Origin of the sequence: Cupriavidus gilardii (genome assembly GCF_013347325.1) — a bacterium.
GTDB classification, from domain to species: domain Bacteria; phylum Pseudomonadota; class Gammaproteobacteria; order Burkholderiales; family Burkholderiaceae; genus Cupriavidus; species Cupriavidus gilardii.
This window is the reverse complement of record NZ_CP054626.1, coordinates 679,606-701,823: the sequence shown is the minus strand read 5'-3', so window position 1 is coordinate 701,823 and position 22,218 is coordinate 679,606. Positions and strand designations below refer to the sequence as shown.

The 22,218-nt window shown below is 68.4% G+C and carries 23 protein-coding genes; 14 read left to right on the top strand and 9 right to left on the bottom strand.

Annotation, left to right across the window (positions count from 1 at the left end):
• Positions 1–339 precede the first annotated feature (339 nt).
• From FOB47_RS13355 to FOB47_RS13340, 4 genes are all read left to right on the top strand, one after another.
• Positions 340–1,533, top strand: a complete 1,194-nt coding sequence (locus tag FOB47_RS13355) for an MFS transporter (protein ID WP_174781294.1) — start codon at positions 340–342, stop codon at positions 1,531–1,533.
• A 190-nt stretch (positions 1,534–1,723) separates the two neighbouring features.
• Entirely contained in the window at positions 1,724–2,362 is a 639-nt protein-coding gene (gene pdxH, locus FOB47_RS13350; protein ID WP_053821232.1) for a pyridoxamine 5'-phosphate oxidase, read from the top strand.
• A gap of 227 nt (positions 2,363–2,589) precedes the next feature.
• Positions 2,590–3,822, top strand: a complete 1,233-nt coding sequence (locus FOB47_RS13345) for an SAM-dependent methyltransferase (protein ID WP_053821231.1) — start codon at positions 2,590–2,592, stop codon at positions 3,820–3,822.
• Positions 3,823–3,884: 62 nt separating this feature from the next.
• A complete protein-coding gene (locus FOB47_RS13340) occupies positions 3,885–4,976 on the top strand; it encodes a DUF72 domain-containing protein (protein ID WP_244959416.1) in 1,092 nt (363 codons plus the stop codon).
• 55 nt (positions 4,977–5,031) lie between these two features.
• Here the strand turns inward: FOB47_RS13340 and msrA are convergent, their stop codons facing one another.
• From msrA to FOB47_RS13315, 5 genes are all read right to left on the bottom strand, one after another.
• Positions 5,032–5,577 (bottom strand): peptide-methionine (S)-S-oxide reductase MsrA, encoded by a 546-nt coding sequence (msrA, locus tag FOB47_RS13335; protein WP_053821230.1) that lies wholly within the window; start codon positions 5,575–5,577, stop codon positions 5,032–5,034.
• 59 nt (positions 5,578–5,636) lie between these two features.
• Positions 5,637–7,247, bottom strand: a complete 1,611-nt coding sequence (locus FOB47_RS13330; protein ID WP_174781293.1) for a class I adenylate-forming enzyme family protein — start codon at positions 7,245–7,247, stop codon at positions 5,637–5,639.
• The gene (locus FOB47_RS13325; RefSeq protein ID WP_174781292.1) at positions 7,244–8,488 is read right to left on the bottom strand and encodes an acyl-CoA dehydrogenase family protein; all 1,245 of its coding nucleotides are present in this window, start codon (positions 8,486–8,488) and stop codon (positions 7,244–7,246) included. The genes FOB47_RS13330 and FOB47_RS13325 overlap by 4 nt, the downstream gene beginning before the upstream one ends.
• A gap of 154 nt (positions 8,489–8,642) precedes the next feature.
• Complete coding sequence (locus FOB47_RS13320; protein WP_174781291.1) at positions 8,643–9,488, bottom strand: alpha/beta fold hydrolase; 846 nt, start codon at positions 9,486–9,488, stop codon at positions 8,643–8,645.
• Between the two features lie 47 nt (positions 9,489–9,535).
• Positions 9,536–10,606: a 2,5-dihydroxypyridine 5,6-dioxygenase NicX family protein gene (locus FOB47_RS13315; protein WP_174781290.1), complete on the bottom strand. Its 1,071-nt coding sequence runs from the start codon at positions 10,604–10,606 to the stop codon at positions 9,536–9,538.
• Positions 10,607–10,799: 193 nt separating this feature from the next.
• Here FOB47_RS13315 and FOB47_RS13310 point away from each other — a divergent pair, with 193 nt between their 5' ends.
• Both FOB47_RS13310 and FOB47_RS13305 read left to right on the top strand, forming a co-directional pair.
• Entirely contained in the window at positions 10,800–11,369 is a 570-nt protein-coding gene (locus FOB47_RS13310) for a flavin reductase family protein (RefSeq protein WP_053821226.1), read from the top strand.
• 44 nt (positions 11,370–11,413) lie between these two features.
• Positions 11,414–11,845 (top strand): MarR family winged helix-turn-helix transcriptional regulator, encoded by a 432-nt coding sequence (locus FOB47_RS13305; RefSeq protein ID WP_006578454.1) that lies wholly within the window; start codon positions 11,414–11,416, stop codon positions 11,843–11,845.
• 38 nt (positions 11,846–11,883) lie between these two features.
• On the opposite strand, the gene FOB47_RS13300 is transcribed toward FOB47_RS13305, so the two are convergent.
• Positions 11,884–12,366 carry an Lrp/AsnC family transcriptional regulator gene (locus tag FOB47_RS13300; protein WP_053821225.1) on the bottom strand — a complete coding sequence of 161 codons (483 nt, stop codon included), beginning with the start codon at positions 12,364–12,366 and terminating at the stop codon, positions 11,884–11,886.
• A gap of 183 nt (positions 12,367–12,549) precedes the next feature.
• Here FOB47_RS13300 and kynB point away from each other — a divergent pair, with 183 nt between their 5' ends.
• The 3 genes from kynB to kynA all read left to right on the top strand — a co-directional run bounded on the left by kynB (position 12,550) and on the right by kynA (position 15,514).
• Positions 12,550–13,230 carry an arylformamidase gene (kynB, locus tag FOB47_RS13295; protein WP_174781289.1) on the top strand — a complete coding sequence of 227 codons (681 nt, stop codon included), beginning with the start codon at positions 12,550–12,552 and terminating at the stop codon, positions 13,228–13,230.
• A gap of 85 nt (positions 13,231–13,315) precedes the next feature.
• The gene (gene kynU / locus FOB47_RS13290) at positions 13,316–14,572 is read left to right on the top strand and encodes a kynureninase (RefSeq protein ID WP_174781288.1); all 1,257 of its coding nucleotides are present in this window, start codon (positions 13,316–13,318) and stop codon (positions 14,570–14,572) included.
• Positions 14,573–14,635: 63 nt separating this feature from the next.
• Positions 14,636–15,514 carry a tryptophan 2,3-dioxygenase gene (gene kynA / locus FOB47_RS13285; protein ID WP_174782425.1) on the top strand — a complete coding sequence of 293 codons (879 nt, stop codon included), beginning with the start codon at positions 14,636–14,638 and terminating at the stop codon, positions 15,512–15,514.
• 180 nt (positions 15,515–15,694) lie between these two features.
• On the opposite strand, the gene FOB47_RS13280 is transcribed toward kynA, so the two are convergent.
• Entirely contained in the window at positions 15,695–16,522 is an 828-nt protein-coding gene (locus FOB47_RS13280; protein ID WP_390884818.1) for an IclR family transcriptional regulator, read from the bottom strand.
• A gap of 255 nt (positions 16,523–16,777) precedes the next feature.
• Here FOB47_RS13280 and FOB47_RS13275 point away from each other — a divergent pair, with 255 nt between their 5' ends.
• Positions 16,778–17,980, top strand: a complete 1,203-nt coding sequence (locus FOB47_RS13275) for an acyl-CoA dehydrogenase (RefSeq protein WP_053821223.1) — start codon at positions 16,778–16,780, stop codon at positions 17,978–17,980.
• Between the two features lie 195 nt (positions 17,981–18,175).
• Here FOB47_RS13275 and FOB47_RS13270 read toward each other — a convergent pair whose 3' ends face one another.
• Positions 18,176–18,820: a peroxiredoxin gene (locus FOB47_RS13270; RefSeq protein ID WP_053821222.1), complete on the bottom strand. Its 645-nt coding sequence runs from the start codon at positions 18,818–18,820 to the stop codon at positions 18,176–18,178.
• A gap of 131 nt (positions 18,821–18,951) precedes the next feature.
• A complete protein-coding gene (locus FOB47_RS13265; protein ID WP_144425743.1) occupies positions 18,952–19,227 on the bottom strand; it encodes a hypothetical protein in 276 nt (91 codons plus the stop codon).
• Here FOB47_RS13265 and FOB47_RS13260 point away from each other — a divergent pair.
• The 4 genes from FOB47_RS13260 (at position 19,226) to FOB47_RS13245 (ending at position 21,952) form a co-directional block, all read left to right on the top strand.
• Positions 19,226–19,543 carry an ElaB/YgaM/YqjD family protein gene (locus tag FOB47_RS13260; protein WP_315904136.1) on the top strand — a complete coding sequence of 106 codons (318 nt, stop codon included), beginning with the start codon at positions 19,226–19,228 and terminating at the stop codon, positions 19,541–19,543. The two genes, FOB47_RS13265 and FOB47_RS13260, sit on opposite strands and share 2 nt — an antisense overlap.
• Positions 19,544–19,723: 180 nt before the next feature.
• Positions 19,724–20,101: a phage holin family protein gene (locus FOB47_RS13255; protein ID WP_053821221.1), complete on the top strand. Its 378-nt coding sequence runs from the start codon at positions 19,724–19,726 to the stop codon at positions 20,099–20,101.
• Positions 20,098–20,739 (top strand): DUF3318 domain-containing protein, encoded by a 642-nt coding sequence (locus FOB47_RS13250; RefSeq protein ID WP_082371402.1) that lies wholly within the window; start codon positions 20,098–20,100, stop codon positions 20,737–20,739. Before FOB47_RS13255 ends, FOB47_RS13250 begins: the two co-directional genes overlap by 4 nt.
• A gap of 115 nt (positions 20,740–20,854) precedes the next feature.
• On the top strand, positions 20,855–21,952 hold the full coding sequence (locus FOB47_RS13245) for an AI-2E family transporter (RefSeq protein ID WP_006578190.1): 1,098 nt from the start codon (positions 20,855–20,857) through the stop codon (positions 21,950–21,952).
• The last annotated feature ends 266 nt before the right edge of the window (positions 21,953–22,218 follow it).

Below are 22,218 nucleotides of genomic sequence, written 5' to 3'. Positions count from 1 at the left end.
ACTCGTCTGCGCCGCTGCCTCGGTTACCGATGCTCCAGCGCAACACTCTCGAACGCACGCCCCCTTTCTGTGCACCAAAACCTAAAAGACCGTTGCACGCTGTCAACAAGCGTCCCATAATTAAATGGCCATTTACATGGAGACGCCAAGCGGTAGCGGCGGCTCGATGCACAACACGACGCTGTAAACGGATGGCAATTTGCAGGTGACGTCCTTCAGGATGCCGCCTGTTGCGGGGCGCGGCGCATGCCGCCCCCCGTTCGTCTTTTTTCGGGTTGTTCCCGTCTTCCGGTCTTTCCGGTCCTTCGTTCCACCTTCCGCCTCCCGGTCCCTGCACGAATGACGCCGTATCCCGCCGCCGCCATGCCGATCAGTGTTCTGATCGCGCTGACGGTGTGCAACCACGTGGCGTTCAACGCCAGCCGCGTCGTCGTTTCCCTGTTCGCCATTTCGCTGAAGGCCTCGACCATCACGCTCGGCCTGCTGATGTCGCTGTACGCGCTGCTGCCGATGCTGCTGGCGATCCGCGCGGGGCGCCGCATCGACCAGATCGGGCCGCGCCGGCCGATGACGGCGGGCTCGCTGATGGTGGTCGGCGGCACGCTGTTGCCGGCGATCTGGCCGAGCATCGCCGCGCTGTACCTGTCGTGCGCGCTGATCGGTGTCGGCTTCATGCTGGTCCAGGTCGCGATGCAGCTGCTGATCGGCCAGCTGTCGACCGACGAGACCCGTCTTCGCAACTACACCTGGCATGCGCTGGGCCTGTCGGTGTCGGGCACGCTCGGTCCGGTGGTGGTCGGCTACGTGATCGAGCACGCCGGCTACCGCCCCGCCTTCCTGCTGCTGGTCGGCGTCGCGCTGATCGGCCAGATCGGGCTGCGGCTCGTCCATGACCGCCTGCCCGCGCAGGGCGCCGGCGCGGCGCGCCAGGCAGCGCTCGATGGCAGCCGCGGCTCCGCGCTGGACCTGCTGATGGTGCCCGAGCTGCGCGCCGTCTTCGTCGCCAGCGCGGTGCTGTCCGCCGCGTGGGACCTGCATGCCTTCCTGATCCCGATCCAGGGCACGCGCGTCGGCCTGTCGCCCTCGTCGATCGGCTGGGTGCTCGGCGCCTTCGCGATCGCCACGCTGGCGATCCGCATCGCGATGCCGCTGGTCACGCGCCATCTGTCCGAATGGAAGATCATCCGCGGCGCGCTGCTGGTCGGCGGCATCGCCTACCTGCTCTATCCCTTCGTCTCGACGTTCTGGCTGATGTGCTGTCTGGCGTTCGTGCTGGGACTGGCGCTCGGCAGCGCGCAGCCCAACGTGATGAACATCCTGCATAGCGCGTCGCCGTCGGGCCGCGCCGGCGAGGCGCTGGGCCTGCGCTCGGCCGTGCTGAACACCAGCCAGGTGGTCTGGCCGCTGACCTTCGGCGTGGTCGGCACCGCGCTGGGCATGCTGCCGATCTTCTTGTCGATGGCCGGCGCGATGGGCGTCGCCGGTTTCTATTCGCGCGGACGGACGCGCAAGCTGCCGCCGCCGGCCGCCTGAAGGCCGCCCCGGTGGGAAGGCCAAGCGGAGCCCGGTCGGAGCCGGCTCGCGGGCCGGGATGCGTTCGCTATACTCGAGGCATCCGGATCCGCATATCGACCGCGCGCAAGCAGGTGCGCCGACGCGATCGGAGAACCGTTCAGGAATCTTCAGCCATCCCCTCCGCGGCCATGCCGCTGCCCTTCCCGCCATGACGCAACTCGCCGATCTCCGTCGTACCTATGTGCTCGGTTCCCTCACCGAAGCCGATGTCGCGCCCCAACCCATCGCGCAGTTCGAACGCTGGTTCGAGGAAGCGCTGACCGCCAAGCTGCCCGAGCCCAATGCGATGACGCTGGCCACCGTCGATGCAAGCGGCCAGCCGTCGGCCCGCATCGTGCTGCTCAAGGGCATCGACGAGCGCGGCTTCACCTTCTTCACCAATTACGAGAGCCGCAAGGGGCTGGACCTCGCGGTCAACCCGCGCGCCGCGCTGCTGTTCCACTGGGTTCAGCTCGAACGGCAGGTGCGCATCGAAGGCGTCGTCGAAAAGGTCAGCGACGCCGAGAGCGATGCCTACTTTGCCTCACGGCCGCTGGGCTCGCGCATCGGCGCCTGGGCTTCGGCGCAGAGCCAGGAGGTGGCCGACCGCGCGCTGCTGGAACAGCGCGAGGCCGAGTTCCGCCAGCGCTTCGGCGAGAACCCGCCGCGGCCGCCGCATTGGGGCGGATATCGCGTGGCGCCGACGCGCGTCGAGTTCTGGCAGGGCCGCCCGTCGCGGCTGCACGATCGCATCGCTTACCTGCGCCAGCCGGACGGCAGCTGGCGCATCGCGCGCCTGTCGCCGTGATCGTTCTGACGGGCGCGCTGCGCTGTGCCTGTTTTGCCCCTGACATCGACATGGGGTCTAGGCAGTGCACTGCACACCGGCGCGGTTTGGCGTATAAAGTGAAACGCCAGACGCACCCGGCAGCGGGCTCTGGCGTTGGGTATGGCACAGCTTGATATATCTGGCAGCGAGGCCGCCCACAGCTGTTCGTTCGGAAATATGCCGCCATTCATCAGGAGGAAAGCCGCATGTTTTTCAAGCAAGCACTGGACACGCAACTGGAGCGCTGGGTCGCGGAACTGCGCGACAAGGCCAACCTGCCCGTCAAGCTGCGGCTCTGGAATGGCCATGAATACGCGCTGGGCAACTTCGAACAACCCGCGGTCACGCTGACCGTGCGCGAGGCCGGCGCGCTGCCGCTGCTGCTGACGCCGACGCTGGACAATCTGGGCGAGGCCTACGTCCAGCAGAAGATCGATCTGGAAGGCAAGCTCGCCGACATCATCGCGGTCGGCTACGGCTTCTCGCGCGCGACCACGCAGCTGGCCGGCAGCACGCTGGCGCGCGTCGCGCAACGCTTCACCCATACCAAGCAGGAAGACAAGGCGTCGATCGAATACCACTACGACGTCTCCAACGACTTCTACAAGCTGTGGCTGGACCCGAACATGGTCTACTCGTGCGCGTACTTCGAGCACGGCACCGAGGACCTGGCCACCGCGCAGCTGAAGAAGATCGACCACATCCTGACCAAGATCCGCGTGCAGCCGGGCCAGACGCTGCTCGACATCGGCTGCGGCTGGGGCGCGCTGGTGCTGCGCGCCGCGCAGAAGTTCGGCGCGCGCTGCGTCGGCATCACGCTGTCGGAGAACCAGTTCGCGCTGGCGACCGAGCGCGTCAGGCAGGCCGGACTGCAGGACCAGATCGAGATCCGGTTGCAGGACTACCGCGACGTCACCGGCACGTTCGACCGCATCACCAGCGTCGGCATGTTCGAACACGTCGGCAAGGAAAACCTGGTCACCTACTTCAGCCGCATGTGCGAGCTGCTGGCCGACGACGGCATCGCGATGAACCATGGCATCACCTCGCCCGACCCGGACAGCGGCAAGGTGCCGATGGACGGCGCGCAGTTCATGGACCGCTACGTGTTCCCGCAGGGCGAGCTGCCGCATATCGGCATGGTGCTGCATACGCTTGCCAAGGGCGGCCTCGAGGCCTACGACGTCGAGCTGCTGCGCCGGCACTATGCGCAGACGCTGCGGCACTGGGCCGACAACTTCGAGGCGCACGGCGAGACCATCCGCGCGATGGTCGGCGAGAAGAAATACCGCATCTGGCGGGTCTATCTGGCCGGCTGCGCGCAGGCCTTCGACAGCGAGAAGATGTCGATCTACCAGGTGGTCTGCCACAAGGCGACCCAGCCGTCGAGCACGCTGCCCTGGTCGCGCCATTACATCTACGACAAGACGCTGGATTGAGGTCCTGGCTTGACGCCGACGTTGCCGACTCGCCGACTCCATCAGGCTCGACTGAACCCCCTTTGACTGAAGATCTGTTCGGCGACCCGGTGTCCGACACGACATCGGGTCGCATCGCTTCTACCGCAGCCCCCGCCGACCCCGCGGCCCCGGCCGCGTCCGCAACGGGCGCCAAACCGGCCCGGCGCGGCAAGACGGTCCAGCCGGTCGCGCCCTCGGCGGAACTGGCGGCGCTGGCCGCGCGCCTGCCCGCTCATCTTTATCTCGGCACCTCGACCTGGTCCTATCCCGGCTGGAAGGGCCTGGTCTACGACGGCGACTACAGCGACAGCCTGCTGTCGCGCAAGGGCCTCGGCGCCTACGCCAGCCATCCGCTGCTGCGCGCGGCCGGCGTGGACCGCGGCTTCTACGCGCCGATTCCGCTGGCCGACTATCTGGCCTACGCGGCGCAGGTGCCCGACGATTTCCGCTTCCTGGTCAAGGCGCCCGCCAGCGTCTGCGATCCGTGGCTGCGCGCCAGCAATGGCGCCGGCCGGCTCGCCAACGCGGCATTCCTCGATGTCGAGATCGCGATCCGCGACTTCATTGCGCCGGCCACCGCTGGGCTGGGCGCCAAATGCGGGCCGCTGCTGTTCCAGCTGTCGCCGCTGCGCGCGATGGCGGCCGATGCCGCCGGCTTCCTGTCGCGGCTCGATGCCTTCCTGTCGGCGCTGCCCGCGCTCGACCCGGCGCAGACGCCGAACGCCTGCTACGCGGTGGAACTGCGCGACCCCGAACTGCTGACGCCGCGCTTCATCAAGCTGCTGCGCGCGCATCGCGTGCGTTTCGGCTGTGCCGCGCGCGACCGCATGCCGCCGCTGGCGCGCCAGGCCGCGGCGCAGGCGTTGCGCGACGAGGGCGAGCCGGGGCCGCTGGTGCTGCGCTGGCTGCTGCATCAGGGCTATGGCTACGAGCAGGCCGAGGCGGCGTTCGAACCGTTCGACCGGCTGCGCGCGCTCGATCCGCAGACGCTGGCGGCCGCGGCCGATCTGGCCGTGCGTACGCTGCAGGCCGGGCAACCGGCCTATCTGATCGTCAGCAACAACGCCGAAGGTTGCGCGCCGCTGACGCTGGCGCGGCTGGCGGAAGCGATCGCGCAGCGGCTGGGTGTGTAGCGTCTCGCCGCTGCCGTGTTGGCTGTGATTGGCGTATTGCGCGCTTACTGCGCGCTTACTGCGCGCGCAAGCGGTGCGCGAAGCTCTTGCGGAACTTGGCCACCTTCGGCGAGATCACGAAGGCGCAATAGCCCTGTTCGGGATGATTGCGGAAGTAGTTCTGGTGATAGGCCTCGGCGCGCCAGTAGCGCTGCGCCGGCTCGACCTGCGTGACCAGCGGCCCGTCGTACAGCTGGCGCGCGGCGATGTCGGCCATCACCTGCTGCGCGGTCGCACGTTGCGCGTCCGAGTGGGTGTAGATCACCGAGCGGTATTGCGTGCCGACGTCGTTGCCCTGGCGATTGAGCGTGGTCGGATCGTGGATCGCGAAGAAGATCTCGAGGATCTCGCGATAGGAGATCACCGACGGATCGAACGACACCCGCACCACTTCGGCATGGCCGGTGTCACCACTGCAGACCTGCTCATAGCTGGGATCGTCGACATGGCCGCCGGTATAGCCGGACTCCACCGCGGTCACGCCCTCGACCTGCTGATAGACCGCCTCCAGGCACCAGAAGCAGCCGCCACCGAGCGTGGCGATTTCGGTTCGATCTTCCATGGATGCTTACCCGTTGGGATGCGCGGCAAGGCGCGATCGAACGATGATACCCGCCGCGCTCAGTTCGTGCCGCCGCTGCCGCCGCTGCCGCCCCGCGCCGCCTCCAGCGTCGCGCGCAACTGCGGCTTCAGGACCTTGCCGAGCGCGCTCCTGGGCAGCGCGTCGAGCAGCACCACCTCGCGCGGCAGCTTGAAGCGGGCAATGCGCTCCGCCAACGCCTTGCGCAGCGGTTCGGTGGCGAGCGCCGCGCGGTCCGCGCCCGCCGCGGGGACGATGACCGCCACCGGCACCTCGCCCCAGCGCGGATCGGGCAAACCCACCACCGCGCATTCGGCCACGCCGGGCAACGCGACCAGCGCGTTCTCGATCTCGGCCGGATAGATGTTCTCGCCGCCCGAGATGATCATGTCCTTGCTGCGCCCGACCACCTCGATGCAGCCGTCGGCGTCGCGATGCGCCAGATCGCCCGAGCGGAACCAGCCGTCGACAAAACCGGGATGGGATGGCTCGCGCCAGTAGCCCTGCATCAGATTGCTGGCGCGGATGCAGATCTCGCCGACCTCGCCGTCCGCCACTTCGTTGCCGTCGCGGCCAAGCAGCCGCACCTGCGCCTCGGGCTGCGGCCAGCCCGCATAACCGGGCCGCGCCATCGCCTCGTGCAGGCGCAGCACGATCGATACCGGACCGGTCTCGGTGGCACCGTAGACCTGCCCCAGCGGCACGCCGCGCGCATGAAAGGCATCGATATAGGCGCGCGGGATCGTCGACGAGCCCGCCATCACGCCGCGCAGCACGCTCAGGTCGGCGTCGGCCCAGCCGGGATGCTCGAGCACCGCGCGCAGCGTGGCCGGCACCATCAGCGACAGCGTCGGCCGTGCTTGCGCCAGCGCGTCAAGCCAGGCGTCGGGCGTGAAGCGCTCGTGCAGGGTTACCTGCGCACCGAGCAGCAGCGCCGGCACGGTCTGGATGCACAGCCCGCCCACATGGAACAGCGGCAGCGTCGACAGGACATGGTCGCTGTCGCGCATCTCGTGCGCCCACCAGCTGGCGCGCGCATTGGCCAGCAGCGCCGCCTGCGTATGCAGCGCGCCCTTGGGCTGACCGGTGGTGCCGGACGTGTAGACCAGCAGCAGCGGCGTGTCGTCGGGCATCGGGCCGATCGGTGCTTCGGTCGGCTCGGGCGGGGCCGGACTGTCGATCAGCCGGTCGATATGGGCATGGCGGACGGCACCGGACAACGTACGGGGCAACGCATCGCCTTCGGCGGCACGCGCGACCGCCGCCGCGGTCTGCGCATGCGCATCGTCATGGAAGATCGCGCGCACGCCGGCGTGCGATGCGATGGCGGCAAGCTCCGGCACCGCCAGCCGGTAGTTCAGCGGCACGAAGATCGCGCCGAGCCGCGCGCAGGCGAACAGCAGCGCCAGCTGCAGATCGTGGTTCAGGCATAGCGTCGCCACACGGTCGCCGCGCGCGATGCCCCAGTCGGCCAGCAGATGCGCGGCGACGCGCTCGATGCGGCTCCACAGCTTGGCATAGCCGATCGTGCGGCCGCCAACATGCAGCGCCGGGCGTTGCGGCTGCGTGTCGGCCAGCGCGTGCAGCGGCCGCAGCAGCGCGCCGACGCTGGCCGCATCCAGATGCGGCCGTCCTCCGCAGGCGCCGCTCATTCGTCGCGCTCGCCCGGTTCGTACAGCGTCTCGCGGCCCATGCGGTCGAGGATCAGCTCGGCGGTCCACGGCAGCATCAGCGCGCCGCAGCGCGAATCGCGATAGAGCCGCTCGAGCGGCAGGTCCTTGAGCATCGACTGGCCGCCGCAGGTGCGGATCGCCAGCCGTGCGATATCGTTGGCCCCCTCCATCACCGCGTAGTGCGCGGCATAGAGACGCATGCGCTGGTCCTTGGTCGGGTTGGGCCGCGCCTCGTGGATGACGCGCCAGAACAGCGAGCGCATCGACTCGAGCTGGATGCGCATCTGCGCCACCGCGATCTGCTTGGTCGGGTACATCCGGCGCTTGACCGGGGGCTGCCCGGGCACTTCGCCGCGCAGGTATTGCACGGTGAAGTCATAGGCGGCCTGCGCCACGCCGAGATACGTCGGCGACAGCGTGAAGAACATCGCGGGCCAGGTCTGCGCAGCCTTATAGTAGACGCCGCGCGGCATCAGTTGCTCGTCGTCGGGCACGAACACGTCCTTGAGCAGCAGCGTGCGCGAGACCGTGCCGCGCATGCCCATCGGATCCCAGTCGCCGGTCACGGTCAGTCCTTCCGCCTTGCCGGGCACCGCGATATACAGCGTGTCGCGCATGTCGGGATGATGATCGCCGCGGTCCTCGGTGCAGAGGATGCCGTAGTAGTCGGCCGCGCCCGACAGCGACGCGAAGATCTTGCGGCCGTTCAGCAGCCAGCCGCCGTCGACCTTGCGCGCGGTGGTGCCGAACGGCGCCTTGCCGGCCGCGGCCGCCGAGCCTTCGGAGAACGGCTGCGCATAGACGGCGCCGTCCTTGACCACGCGCGCGAAATGCAGCTCGCGACGGGCCGCGTGTTCGGCGCGCTGCGCGTCGGTCATCGCGATGCCGTCGGCCAGCATGCCGGTCCACATCGTCGAGCAGATATGCATGTTGAAGGTCAGCGCGGTGGCGCCGCAGAAGCGGCCGATCTCCGCGCCGATCATGCAGTAGGTCGCGAAGTCCGCGCCCTCGCCGCCGAAGGCCTTCGGCACGCACAGCGCCAGCAGCCCGGCCTCGCGCAGGTCGTCGTAGTTGGCGAACGGGAAGCTTGCCTCGCGGTCCCATTGCGCCGCGCGCGGCGCGAAGCGTTCGCGGCCGAGCCGGTTGGCCAGCGTCAGCAGACGGACCTGATCGTCGGTGAAATCGGCCTCGCCGACAGCGGGAACGAAGTCCAGGGGCATGATGGTGTCTCTCGTGGTCAGCTTGTTATGCGTTGGGTGCGGTAATGCGTCGGTGCGTCGGTCCGGTTGTGCCGTGGTGCGGTGGTGCGGTTGTGCCGTGGTGCCGTGGTGCCGTGGTGCGGTGGCGCGTGGCTTCGACACGTCCGGGCCGACGTCAGCGGACCGGAAAATGCCGCGCCAGGAAATCGAGCACGGCCTCGTTGAACCGCGCCGGCCGCTCCATGCAGGCCAGATGGCCGACGCCCGGCAGGCAGCGGTACTCGGCGCCGGGGATGCGCGCCGCCATCCGTTCCATCACGGCCGGCGCGGCATTGGCGTCGTGCTCGCCGGCCAGCGCCAGCACCGGCACCGCGATGCGCGCCAGTGCCTCGCGCTGGTCGAACCGCACCAGCGCATGCAGCGCGGCGCGATAGGTGTCGGGCGGCACGCTCGCCATCACGCGCGTGGCGAAGGCCACCGCGTCCGCCGGCGCATCAGGCGCGACCATGCCGCGCACCAGGCCGGCCGCCATCTCGGCCATCGTGCGGCCCGCGTCGAGCGGCGCGGTGCGGGCCGCGATGAAGCCGCGCTGCCAGTCGCCGTCGGCCTTGCCGAAAGCCGGCGAGGTGCCCGACAGCACCATGCCGTCGATCGCCGCGGGCATCGCCGCACAGGCCTGCTGCGCGACCATGCCGCCCATGCTGTGGCCGAGCAGCACCACGCGCCGCCCGGCATCGCGCTCCGCTTGCAGCACCGGCGCCAGCGCGGCGGCGAGGCCGGCGAAGTCGTAAGGATCGATCGTCGCGCTGTCGCCGTAGCCGGGCATGTCCCAGGCGACGGCGCGATAGCCGGCGTCGCCGAGCGCGTCGAACTGCGCGGGCCACGCCGCCTTGCCGCCGCCGATGCCATGCAGCATCACGACCGCGACGGGACCGTCGCCGCGGACCAGCGTGGCGATGCCGTTGGCGTGGCGGATCGTGGCATCGCGATCGGCGTCGCGGCGGAAGTCAGGCTGGGACATCGAAGCTCCTGTCTTGGAACGGGTAGGCGAATCGGCGGATAGACGGGTCACCCCGGCATGGCCGCCAGCCGGCCCTGCTCGACCTCGGCCACGCCATCGAGCGTCACCGTGCAGCCGCGCAGCGGCAGATCGAAATGGCCGAGCGTATGGCGGCCGGCCACTTCGTTGGCGCCCGTCGAGTAAAGGAAATTGCCGGCGAACGCGCGCAGCTCGGTGCCGTTGCAGTCGCGCCGATCGTAGAAGGTCAGCGCGTCCCAGCGCGCCAGCGGGTTCATGCCCCAGCCGACATGCGAGACCGCGTAGGCGTCGCGCGTGCCCTCCTTGTCGGCCCAGGCCGCGTAATAGCCGCGCATCATGTCGGCATCGACGCCGTTGCCCTCGATGCCGACGATGTAGTCGTTCTCGACATGGCAGACCACCGTATCGCGCAGATAGGTCTTGAAGGTCAGGTTGACGTCGCCCGGCGCCAGCACCAGCGTGCCGTTGACCTGCCCGGTGGCAGGGAACGCGAGGCACAGCCCGCCCGGCCAGTGCGCGACCTGGCCCGGCTTGTTGCAATAGCCCCAGACGCCGCCGACGCGCGCGCCGGCCAGGCCGATGCGCAGGTCGGTGCCGGCGCCGGAGGTCACGCGCATCCCGGATGCACCGCGCAGCCGCCGCATTGCCGCGCGCACGGCGGTCTCGAGCTCGGGATCGGGCACGCAGCGTTCCAGAATTTCGGGATGTTCGTTGCTGATCATCAGCAGCCGCGGCACGACGCCGTCGGCGCCCTGCAGGATCCGCGGCAATTCGGGCGCATGCAGCAGGCCTTCGACGGTGCAGTCCAGCACCAGATGGCAGCGCGACAGCGCGGCGACGACCGGTTCAAGCCGCTGCAACGCGTCGCTGGCGCCGGTCGAGCGCACCGGCGCCGGCGCCTGCAGCGCGGGGGTCGGCACGCGCACGCGGATCGGGGTCGCACCCAGCGCCTGTACGGCCAGCTCGGCCAAGTCCACGATGACTTGTCGGGATTGCGACTCCGATACAATGCCGACAACTTCACCCGCGGAAAGCGCGCACAGCTCCAGCGTCCGCCGAAAGGCCGCCAGCCAGCGGTGTTCGATCTGCTCGACGAGCATGACGCTCCTCCTCTGCTGCTGATTGGGGGCCGGGCCCCGCCCCTCGGTGCGTTCCGCGGCAATCGCAGCAAAGCCCCGCCTTGCCGTTTGCGATCCCGCGCCCGTATGGATTGCTTGTGTTTCTTCGCTTGTGATTCTGCGTTCTGCGGCAAATAATATATGAAATTTCATGGAAATCAGCGGTACCCGACCTATGGGATTTCCCGACGCCAACCCGCCTGACCGGGACCCGACGCCGCACGGCCAGGCCGCCGCGCCGGACTTCGACGCGCTGCATTTCCGCCGCGCGCTGTCGCAGTTCGCCACCGGGGTGACCGTCATCACCACACGCGCCATGCGCGAATCGCCGGCCGATCCGCCCTTCGTCGGCATCACCGCCAGCTCGTTCAATTCGGTCTCGCTCGATCCGCCGCTGGTGCTGTGGAGCATGGCCACACGCGCCAACAGCCTGCCGATGTTCCGGGGCGGCTCGCACTACATCATCAACGTGCTGGCCGCCACGCAGCTGGACCTGTGCCAGCGCTTCGCCACGCTCAAGGGCGACCGCTTCGCCGGCGTCGATTACCGCCTGTCCGCCACCGGCCTGCCGATCCTGGCCAATGCGCTGGCCTGGTTCGAATGCCACAACCGCAGCCGTTACGACGAGGGCGATCACGTGATCTTCGTCGGCGAGGTCGAGCGCTGCGGCATCCACGACAGCGGCGGCCTGCCGCTGGTGTTCCAGGGCGGCGCGTTCTCCACCACCTGCCCGCTGCGCGACTGAACGCGCCGCCCCCACAGCGCCCGCCGAACAGGCCGAACGTGACCATGCCCTTCGTCGACGGTTATCTGCCCTATCTGCTGGCGCGCGCCAGCCATCTGGTATCGGGGGAATTCCACCGCAAGGTCGAGGCCGCGGGCCTGAGCGTGCCCGAGTGGCGCGTGCTGGCGACGCTGGCCGACCGCGACGTCTGCACGGTCGGAGCGCTCGCCGATATCACGCTGACCAAGCAGCCCACGCTGACCAAGCTGCTCGACCGCATGACGGCCGACGGCCTGGTCGAGCGCCGCCGCGAAGGCGCGCCCGATCGGCGCCAGGCGCTGGTATCGATCACCGAGCGCGGCCGCGAACGCGCCCGGCCGCTGCTGGTGCAGGCGGCCGAACATGAGGCCCAGGTGCTGGCCGCGTTCGGGGCCAGCCAGGGCGACCAGCTGAAGGAAACGCTGCGCCGGCTGATCGCGCTGCATGCGCGGCGCTGAGCAGCCGCCAGGCTGGCGGCTGCTCGCGGGGCGGCGCGCTAGCCCTGCGCGCCGGGCTGCACCAGCGCCAATGGCGAGCCCTCGGTCTTGATCCGCTGCAGCACGATGTTCGAGCGGATGTCCATCACGCCCGGCGTCCGATAGAGCCGGTTCACGATGAAGTCGGAGTAGTGCTTCAGATTGCGCGCCTGCACGCGCAGGATGTAGTTGCTGTCGCCGGTGATCACATAGGCCGACAGCACCTCGGGCCACGACTGCACCGCCGCGTTGAACGTGTCGTGCCACCCCTCGACCGCCGGCCGCATCGACACCTGCACGATCGCCTCCAGTTCCAGCCCCAGCCGCTCGGCGTCGAACCACGCGCGATAGCCGCCGATCACGCCGCTTTCCTCCAGCAGCCGCACCCGCCGCAGGCAGGCCGAAGGCGACAGCGCCACGCGCTCGGCCAGGTCCTGGTTGCTGATGCGGCCGTTCTGCTGCAGGCAGGTCAGGATGCGTAGATCGATCGGGTCCAGGGTCATGTCGAAGATTATTTCATCATGAATTCGATTCATCGAATTCTATGCGAAATATGGCTGGGACAGCCGTCGAAATAGCAAGCCTCTTTCTCGGAATCTTGACTATCATGCCCGGAGCGGCGCGACCGCCGTGTCGCGTCAATCGCTTCCGGATTCCATCCATCCCCTCACCGAGGCGCCAGCCCCATGTCCGACGGTTTTTCCGCTTCCCCGCCCTCGCCCCCGGCCCGCACACTGTGGGACATCAGCCCGCCGCTGTCGCCGGCGACGCCGGTTTGGCCCGGCGACACGCCGTTCCAGCAGCAGGCCGCCTGGCAGATGGACGAGCACTGCCCGGTCAATGTCGGCCGCATCACGCTGTCGCCGCACACCGGCGCGCATGCCGACGCACCGCTGCACTACGCGGCCGACGGCGCGCCGATCGGCGAGGTCGATCTGGACCCGTACCTGGGCCCGTGCCGCGTGATCCATTGCATCGGCGCCGCGCCGCTGGTCCGGCCGGAACAGATCGCGGGCGCGCTGGCGAGCGCACCGGCACGCGTGCCGCCGCGCGTGCTGCTGCGGACCTACCGCAGCGCGCCGCTGGCCGAATGGGACCCGGACTTTTGCGCGGTGGCGCCGGAAACCATCGCGCTGCTGGCCGAACACGGCGTGCGGCTGATCGGTATCGACACGCCGTCGCTCGATCCGCAGCAATCGAAGACCATGGACGCGCATCGGATGGTGCGAAAGCGCCGGATGGCGATTCTCGAAGGGCTGGTGCTCGACGCCGTCGCGCCCGGCGATTACGAACTGATCGCGCTGCCGCTGCGCCTTGCCGGGCTCGACGCCAGCCCGGTGCGGGCGGTGCTGCGCAGTCTGGCCTGAGCGGCGACCGGCCCGGCACCCCCGCATCCCGGCATTGACAGCGATCGCCCCCCGACGGCGATTGCCAACCATCATCAAGGAACCCATGACCGCAACTACCCGCGAGCACTGCCTGTCGCTGGACCGGCAAGACCCCTTGCGCCCGCTGCGCGACGCCTTCGCGCTGCCCGACGGCGTGATCTATCTGGACGGCAATTCGCTGGGCGCCCGCCCGCGCGCGGCCGCGGCCCGCGCCGCCCAGGTGGTCGAGCAGGAATGGGGCGAGGGCCTGATCCGCAGCTGGAATACCGCCGGCTGGTTCGAGCTGCCGCAGCGCCTGGGCAATCTGCTGGCCCCGCTGGTCGGCGCCGGCCCGGACGAGGTCGTCGTCACCGACACCACCTCGGTCAACCTGTTCAAGGTGCTGGCCGCCGCGCTGCGCGTGCAGGGCCTGCGCGCGCCGGGCCGCAAGGTCATCGTCTCCGAGCGCAGCAACTTCCCGACCGATCTGTATATCGCCCAGGGCCTGGCCGATCTGCTGCAGCAAGGCTATTCGCTGCGCCTGGTCGACAGCTCCGACGAGATCGACGCCGCGGTGCGCGACGATACCGCGGTGCTGATGCTGACCCACGTCAACTACAAGACCGGCGAGATGCTGGACATGGCGGCGCTGACCGAGCTGGCGCATGCGCGCGGCGCGCTGACGGTCTGGGATCTGGCGCATTCGGCGGGCGCGGTGCCGGTCGCGCTGCGCGAGTCCGGCGCCGACTACGCGGTCGGCTGCACCTACAAGTACCTGAACGGCGGCCCTGGTTCGCCAGCTTTCCTGTGGGTCGCGCCGGCGCTGCGCGACGCGTTCTGGCAACCGCTGTCGGGCTGGTGGGGCCACGCCGCGCCGTTCGCGATGGAGCCCGTCTATCGCCCGCGCAGCGGCGTCTCGCGCTTCCTGTGCGGCACCCAGCCGATGACGTCGCTGGCGATGGTCGAATGCGGGCTGGAGGTCTTCGGCCGCACCGACATGCAGACGCTGCGCGCCAAGTCGCTGCAGCTGACCGACCTGTTCATCGCGCTGGTCGAAGCGCGCTGCGGCCATCATCCGCTGACGCTGGTCACGCCGCGCGAGCATGCGCGCCGCGGCAGCCAGGTCAGCTTCGCCCATCCGCAGGGCTATGCCGTGATGCAGGCGCTGATCGAGCGCGGCGTGATCGGCGACTACCGCGAGCCCCGGATCATCCGCTTCGGCTTCACGCCGCTCTACACTGGTTTTGCGGACGTCTGGGATGCAGTGGAGGTGCTGCGCGACGTGCTCGACAGCGGCGCCTACGAAGCGGCGCGCTTCCAGACGCGCACGGCGGTGACCTGAGCAGCGAGCGAAACGATGACCATGGAATCGAAGAACATGAAGGCCGGACACGGCGGCTGCCCGATGTCGGGCGGCGCGGCGCACCAGGCAGAAGGGACCCGCGAGGCCGGCACCCGGTCCGGCGACCAGTGGCATGGCGCCCAGCTCGACATGCGCCAGCAGATGAGCTACGGCGACTATCTCGCGCTGGACCAGATCCTGAACGCGCAGCATCCGCTGTCGCCGGATCACAACGAGATGCTGTTCATCGTCCAGCATCAGACCACCGAGCTGTGGATGAAGCTGATGCTGCATGAGCTGCGCGCCGCGCGCGAAGCGGTGCGGCGCGACGACCTGCCGCCGGCGTTCAAGATGCTGACGCGGGTGTCGCGCATCATGGACCAGCTGGTGCAGGCGTGGAACGTGCTGGCGACGATGACGCCGCCGGAGTATTCGGCGATGCGGCCCTATCTGGGGATGTCGTCGGGCTTCCAGTCGTTCCAGTACCGCGAGATCGAATTCATCCTCGGCAACAAGAACGCCGCGATGCTGCGCCCGCACGCGCACCGTCCGCAGCACCATGCGCTGGTCGAGCAGGCGCTGCGCACGCCGTCGCTGTACGACGAGGCGATCCGGCTGATGGCGCGGCGCGGCTTCGCGATCGACGCGGCCTGCCTCGAGCGCGACTGGACCGAGCCGGCCGGCTACAACGCCTCGGTCGAGGCGGCGTGGCTCGAGGTCTATCGCCGGCCCGAAGCGCACTGGGAGCTGTACGAGCTCGGCGAGAAGTTCGTCGATCTGGAGGATGCCTTCCGCCAATGGCGCTTCCGCCATGTCACCACGGTCGAACGCGTGATCGGGTTCAAGCGCGGCACCGGCGGCACCGAGGGTGTCGGCTATCTGCGCAAGATGCTCGACATCGTGCTGTTCCCCGAGCTGTGGAAGCTGCGCACGGACCTGTGATGGCGATCGCTCGCTGAGCGGCCCCGGCGACCCAAGCGACTCGGATAACCGGGGCGGCGGCTTCTGCGGCCCGGCGGCCCGGCGGCCCGGCCACCTCAGCGGCTCAGCGGCTCAGCGGCTTCGGCCGCCTCGGCCGCCTCGGCGGCCCGAGCAACCACATCGGCCGGGACGCCGCCGCTCTCAGCGCGCGGCGCCCTCCGACAACCGCGCCGCCAGCGCGCGCAGCGCCGGGGCCAGCGTCTCGTGGAAGACCGCCTCGTCGACGCTGCCATACGACGCGCTGCAGCTGAGCATGTGGATGTCCTTCTCGCCGATCGGCCGGAACGCCACCGCACAGGCGTGGATGGCCGGGTGCCAGTCGCGGAACGAGGCCGCGTAGCCGCGTTGCTCGGCCTCCGCCACCGCCGCGCGCATCGGCGCCTGCTGCGCCTTCCATTGCTCCGGATAGGCCTGCGCGAATTCTGCCAGCAGGCGTTCGCGCTTCGGCCCGGGCAGCGCCGCCAGATAGGCGCGCCCCATCGAACTCGACACCAGCGACAGCCGCGATCCGACGCCGAGCCCCAGCATCGAGCCGGCATCGTTGCGGATCGACTCCAGATAGATGACCTCCAGCCGCTCGCGCTTGCCGAGCGACACCGACACGCCATGCGTCTGCGCGAACGCCAGCATATGGGGCCGCGCCAGCGCCACCACGCCGGAGGCCGACAGGTAGGCAAAACCGAGCGCCAGCACGCCGGCGTCCAGCGCGTACTTCCCCAGGCTGTCGTCGTAGCGCAGATACCCCAGTTGCACCAGCGTGCCGGCCAGGCGGCTGACGGTCGCCTTCGGCAGGCCGGTGCGCCGCACGAAATCCTGGTTGCCCAGCATCGACTCGCCGGTGCGAAAGCACCGCAGCAGCTCCAGGCCCCGGGCCAGCGCGGTGACGAAGTTCGGATCGCTCTCGCGCACCGCACGCTCGGGCTTGCCGTCCGGAACCTCGTTGGCGGCGGTGGCGGCGGGAGAAAGCACGTCGGAGTTGGCCACGGCGGGCTCCTCGGTCGAAAGGCGTTGAAATGCGGTGAAAGGAAGTCCGGGCGTTTCCAGACGGCAGGACATGGGTGTTGCCGGCCGGACGCTTTGCGCTATACTAACGCATCGGAACACAGTTCCGCAATGCGGAACTTCAAAACAAGCCCGGCGGCACGTCGCCCGCCGGTTCGCCGCGCCGATTACCGACTTCAATCACGCTGACCCGCGTTTACCGCTCTACCGAAGGAGACCTCGATGGCCGCCAACGCCGAATTCCACTGGGCCGACCCGCTGCTGCTCGACCAGCAACTGACCGCCGACGAACGCATGGTGCGCGACGCCGCCGCGGCCTACTGCCAGGACAAGCTGATGCCCCGCGTGCTGGAGTCGTTCCGGCATGAAAAGACCGACGCGACCATCTTCCGCGAGATGGGCGAACTCGGCCTGCTCGGACCGACCATTCCCGAGCAGTACGGCGGCCCGGGACTGAACTACGTCAGCTACGGCCTGATCGCGCGCGAGGTCGAGCGCGTCGATTCGGGCTACCGCTCGATGATGAGCGTGCAGTCGTCGCTGGTGATGGTGCCGATCTACGAATTCGGCAGCGAGGCGCAGAAGCAGAAGTACCTGCCCAAGCTGGCCACCGGCGAATGGATCGGCTGCTTCGGCCTGACCGAGCCGAACCACGGCTCCGATCCGGGCTCGATGGTGACGCGCGCGAAGAAGGTGGACGGCGGCTACGAGCTGAGCGGCGCCAAGATGTGGATCACCAACTCGCCGATCGCCGACGTGTTCGTCGTGTGGGCGAAGCTCGCCGACGATCCGCAGAACGGCGGCAAGGAAACCATCCGCGGCTTCATCCTGGAAAAGGGCTGGAAGGGCCTGAGCGCGCCGGCGATCCACGGCAAGGTCGGGCTGCGTACCTCGATCACCGGCGAAATCGTCATGGACCAGGTGTTCGTGCCGGAAGAGAACCTGATGCCGGGCGTCAGCGGCCTGAAGGGTCCGTTCACCTGCCTGAACTCGGCGCGCTATGGCATCGCCTGGGGCGCACTCGGCGCCGCGGAGTTCTGCTGGCATACCGCACGCCAGTACACGCTGGACCGCAAGCAGTTCGGCCGCCCGCTGGCCGCGACCCAGCTGGTGCAGAAGAAACTGGCCGACATGCAGACCGAGATCACGCTGGGCCTGCAGGGCTGCCTGCGCCTGGGCCGGATGAAGGACGAAGGCACCGCGGCGGTCGAGATCACCTCGATCATGAAGCGCAACTCCTGCGGCAAGTCGCTCGACATCGCCCGCGTGGCGCGCGACATGCTCGGCGGCAACGGCATCTCGGACGAGTTCGGCGTGATCCGCCATGTGGTCAACCTCGAGGTGGTCAACACCTATGAGGGCACGCACGACATCCACGCGCTGATCCTGGGCCGCGCGCAGACCGGCATCCAGGCATTCTTCTGAGCGACCTCGTGCGGAACCGGGCCGGGCACGCGAGCACGGCCCAATAAAAAGGCCCGGCTGTCGCCGGGCCAAAGCACACTACCAAGGAGACGACGGGCGAACCCGTCGGTACGACACCGTTGCCGCCGCCCGGGCCCGCTTGCACCACGCGGGTCCGGGCGGCGTTTCCGTTTCTGTTTTCGTTTCCCGGGACGCTTATTGCTGCTTGTCCGGCTGCGGCGTCATCCGCAGGTACGGGCGAATCGCCTTGTAGCCCTTCGGGAACTTCTGCTTGATCACCTCTTCGTCCTTCAACGACGGCACGATCACCACATCCTCGCCCTGCTGCCAGTTACCGGGCGTCGCCACGCTATGCTTGTCGGTCAGCTGCAGCGAATCGATGACGCGCAGGATCTCGTTGAAGTTGCGGCCGGTGCTGGCCGGATAGGTGATGATCAGCCGCACCTTCTTGTTCGGATCGATCACGAACAGCGAGCGCACCGTCAGCGTCTCGTTGGCGTTCGGATGGATCATGTCGTAGAGCTCGGACACCTTGCGGTCGGCGTCGGCCAGGATCGGGAAATTGACCTGGCAGCCCTGCGTTTCGTTGATGTCCTGGATCCAGCCCAGGTGCGACTCGACCGGGTCGACCGACAGCGCGATCGCCTTGACGTTGCGCTTGGCAAACTCGTCCTTCAGCTTGGCCGTCAGTCCCAGCTCGGTCGTGCAGACCGGCGTGAAGTCCGCCGGATGGGAGAACAGCACGCCCCAGCTGTCGCCCAGCCATTGATGAAAGCGGATGCGGCCTTCGCTGGAATCCTGTTCGAAGTCCGGCGCAATGTCGCCTAGCCTGAGTGCCATGGTTGCCTCCTTGCCTGTCGGTCGTCAGTCGTCTGTCCAATGTTGCTTGCCTCCGGGCCGCCAGCGCCCGGACTCAGACCAGTCTATTCCGATTGCGGTGAGACACAAACAAATATAAAGTCACTACAACATCACGCGAAGTCATTTGCCGAATCAATCGTCGAAGACTCCGGCGTGACGCCGAAACCCGCCGCCACCTCGCGATCGGGACGCGCCGGAGCGGCGCGCGACGCCTGACGGCGTGCCGGCCGGGCAAAACGATTAAGGTTTGCCTCGCGCTGCGCCGATGTCCTACATGACTTGTAGGACTCGCTGTCTTGAAACCATTGCTGAGCGCCGCATATCCTAGGAAATGCTTGGACCGCAGCAAGGCGAAGACACCCTACGAGAGCGAGGAAGGCCAACATGCAACTATCCGAAACAACCGCCCGCAACCAGGAGAAACTGATGAGCGATGTCAAAACCGTCCTGTCCGATGCCGAGGAACTGCTCAAGCAAGCCGCCTCGACCACCGGCGAGAAGGCCGCCGAACTGCGCGAGCGTGGCATGGGCCTGCTGAAGCAAGCCAAGGAAAAAGCGCAGGATCTGCAGGACGCCGTCGTCACCAAGAGCAAGGCCGCGGCCCGCGCCACCGACGACTACGTACATGACCATCCCTGGCGCGCGGTCGGCATCGCCGCCGGCGCCGGTCTGCTGATCGGCCTGCTGCTGAATCGCAAGTAAGGGCTGCCGGTCGGGCCGAAGGAACCAGCCGGTTCCCGCGCCCGACCGCGACTTGCCGGCCTGCGCCGGCGCGAAGCCGGGCCCCCGTTCGCGGGCGCCCGCGGCGCGCCGACGGCGCGGGCCCCCTCCTGCCGGGTGCCGCGACGCGGCGCATGACGACACTCCAATCAGCGGAACCGCATGACCGACACCTCCTCACCCAAGTTGCTGGACTCGCTGCGCACACTGGGCAGCTCGGTGGCGGCGATGGTGCAGACCCGACTGGAACTGGCCAGCGTCGAACTGTCCGAGGAAAAATCGCGGCTGTTGCGCATGGCGCTGCTGGCGCTGGTCGGCCTGATCTTCTTCGGACTCTCGCTGTTCGCGTTGACCGGCCTGATCGTGCTGCTGTTCTGGGACAACTACCGGGTGCAGGCGCTGAGCGCGGTGGTCGTGGTCTATCTGCTGCTCGGCGGCATCTGCCTGCTCGCCGCACGCAACATCATCCGCAATTCGCCGCCGATGTTCGAAGCCACGCTGGCCGAAATCGACAAGGACCGGGAGAGCCTGCGCCAATGACACCGACCCCCGCTCCAACACCGGCCTCCACTCCGGTCCCGACACCGGCCCCGACGCCAGCCGCCTCCGCGGAATCGTCGGCCGACGCTTACGCCGCGCCCTCGGCCGCGGCGCTGAACGAAGCCGGACTGCCGCCGATGCCGCCGACCGGCGTCGGCGCCCGGACCGCCCGATCCGAACCGCCGGCACGCCGGCGCACGGACCGCGAGGTGCGGCTGCCGCTGGCGGTGCGCAAGGAACTGCTGATCACGCGCGCGGCCCTCGAACGCTACGATTGCGCGCAATCGCTTGCCGACGTGCGCGCCAGCGTCCGCAACATCGGCCGCATCGGCGCCTGGCTGCCGCGCATGGCGCGGCCCCAATCGATGTGGAAGCTGCTCGGCATGGCCAAGGACTATCCGGTCATGAGCTCGGCACTGTCGCTGGCGTTGCCGCTGATGCGGCGCGTGCCGGTGCTGCGCTGGGGCTGGAAGCTGTCCAAGCTGGGCGCGGTTGCCGGCGCAGGCTACTGGGCCTGGCGGACCTTTCAGCAGGCGCGCGCGCAGACGCCCGAAGGCAATGTCCCGGCAGCCGGGACCGCCCGCGACGCCGCCGGCGCACGCGCCGATACCGGTTTTCACGATCCGCTGGTACGCTGAACCGTCGCGACCCGCCGCAGGACACCAGATCGCACTGGCATCCGGGCGGGCCGCCAGCTCGCCGGCGCATCGCCCATTCCATCTCGTGTCCTTGACACCTCGACACTGAACCGCCATGCACCAGAAGGCCTTCTACATCCTGTTGGCCATCGTCACCATCGCCTTCTTCTGGGTGCTCCAGCCGTTTTTCGGCGCGGTATTCTGGGGCGTGATCCTGGCGATCATCTTCACCCCGCTGAACAATCTGCTGACGCGCAAGATGCGCGGCCATCCGAACCTCGCCGCGCTGATTACGCTGCTGCTATGCCTGCTGGTGGTGGTGCTGCCGATGTTCCTGGTCACCGCCTCGCTGCTCAATGAAACCACCGCGGTGGTGCACCAGATCCGCTCGGGCCATATCAATTTCACCGCCTATTTCGAACAGGCCGTGGCGGCACTGCCGTCGAGCCTGAACTCGGCGCTGACCCGGCTCGAGCTCAACGACGTCGCCTCGATCCAGGAAAAACTGGCCACCGCGGCGGGCCAGATCAGCCAGTACCTGGCCACGCAGGCGCTCAGCATCGGCCAGAACACCTTCCAGTTCGTCATCAGCTTCGGCGTGATGCTGTATCTGCTGTTCTTCCTGCTGCGCGACGGCGCCAAGCTGACGCGCAGGATCCGCCTGGCGCTGCCGCTGAGCGACGAACACAAGCAGATGCTGCTGCTGAAGTTCACCGGCGTGATCCGCGCGACCATCAAGGGCAATATCGCCGTGGCCGCGCTGCAGGGCCTGCTCGGCGGCCTGCTGTTCGCGGTGCTCGGCATCCAGGGCGCGGTGCTGTGGGGCGTGGTGATGGCGGTGCTGTCGCTGCTGCCCGCGGTCGGCGCCGGCCTGATCTGGGGACCGGTCGCGATCTATTTCCTGCTGACCGGCGTGATCTGGAAGGGCATCACGGTGATCGCGTTCGGCGCGCTGGTGATCGGCGCCGTCGACAACGTGCTGCGCCCGATCCTGGTCGGCAAGGACACCAAGATGCCGGACTGGGTGATCCTGATCTCGACGCTGGGCGGCATGGCGCTGTTCGGCATCAACGGCTTCGTGATCGGCCCGCTGATCGCCGCGCTGTTCATCGCCAGCTGGGACCTGTTCGTGTCGATGCGCGAGACCGAGTCGAACACGACGACGACCAAGACGCCGACGCCGCCGACCCAGCCGCCGACGCCGGGCCGCTGAGACGCCCGGCCAGGCCGCGACACGGCGGCACCATGCAAAAAGGGCCTGCGGCTTGCGCCACAGGCCCTTCGCAATACTGGTGGGTCGTGCAGGATTCGAACCTGCGACCAACGGATTAAAAGTCCTAAACAACTGTATTTTCATACAGGCGTCTGGCTTTGGTTCCACGAAGAATCAAGGACTTAGCGCGTCACAAAATACTGTGAATACGTACAGTGACGCACCTTCGAAGGCAGAAAATCCCCTTCTTCTCTAATCCACCCCGG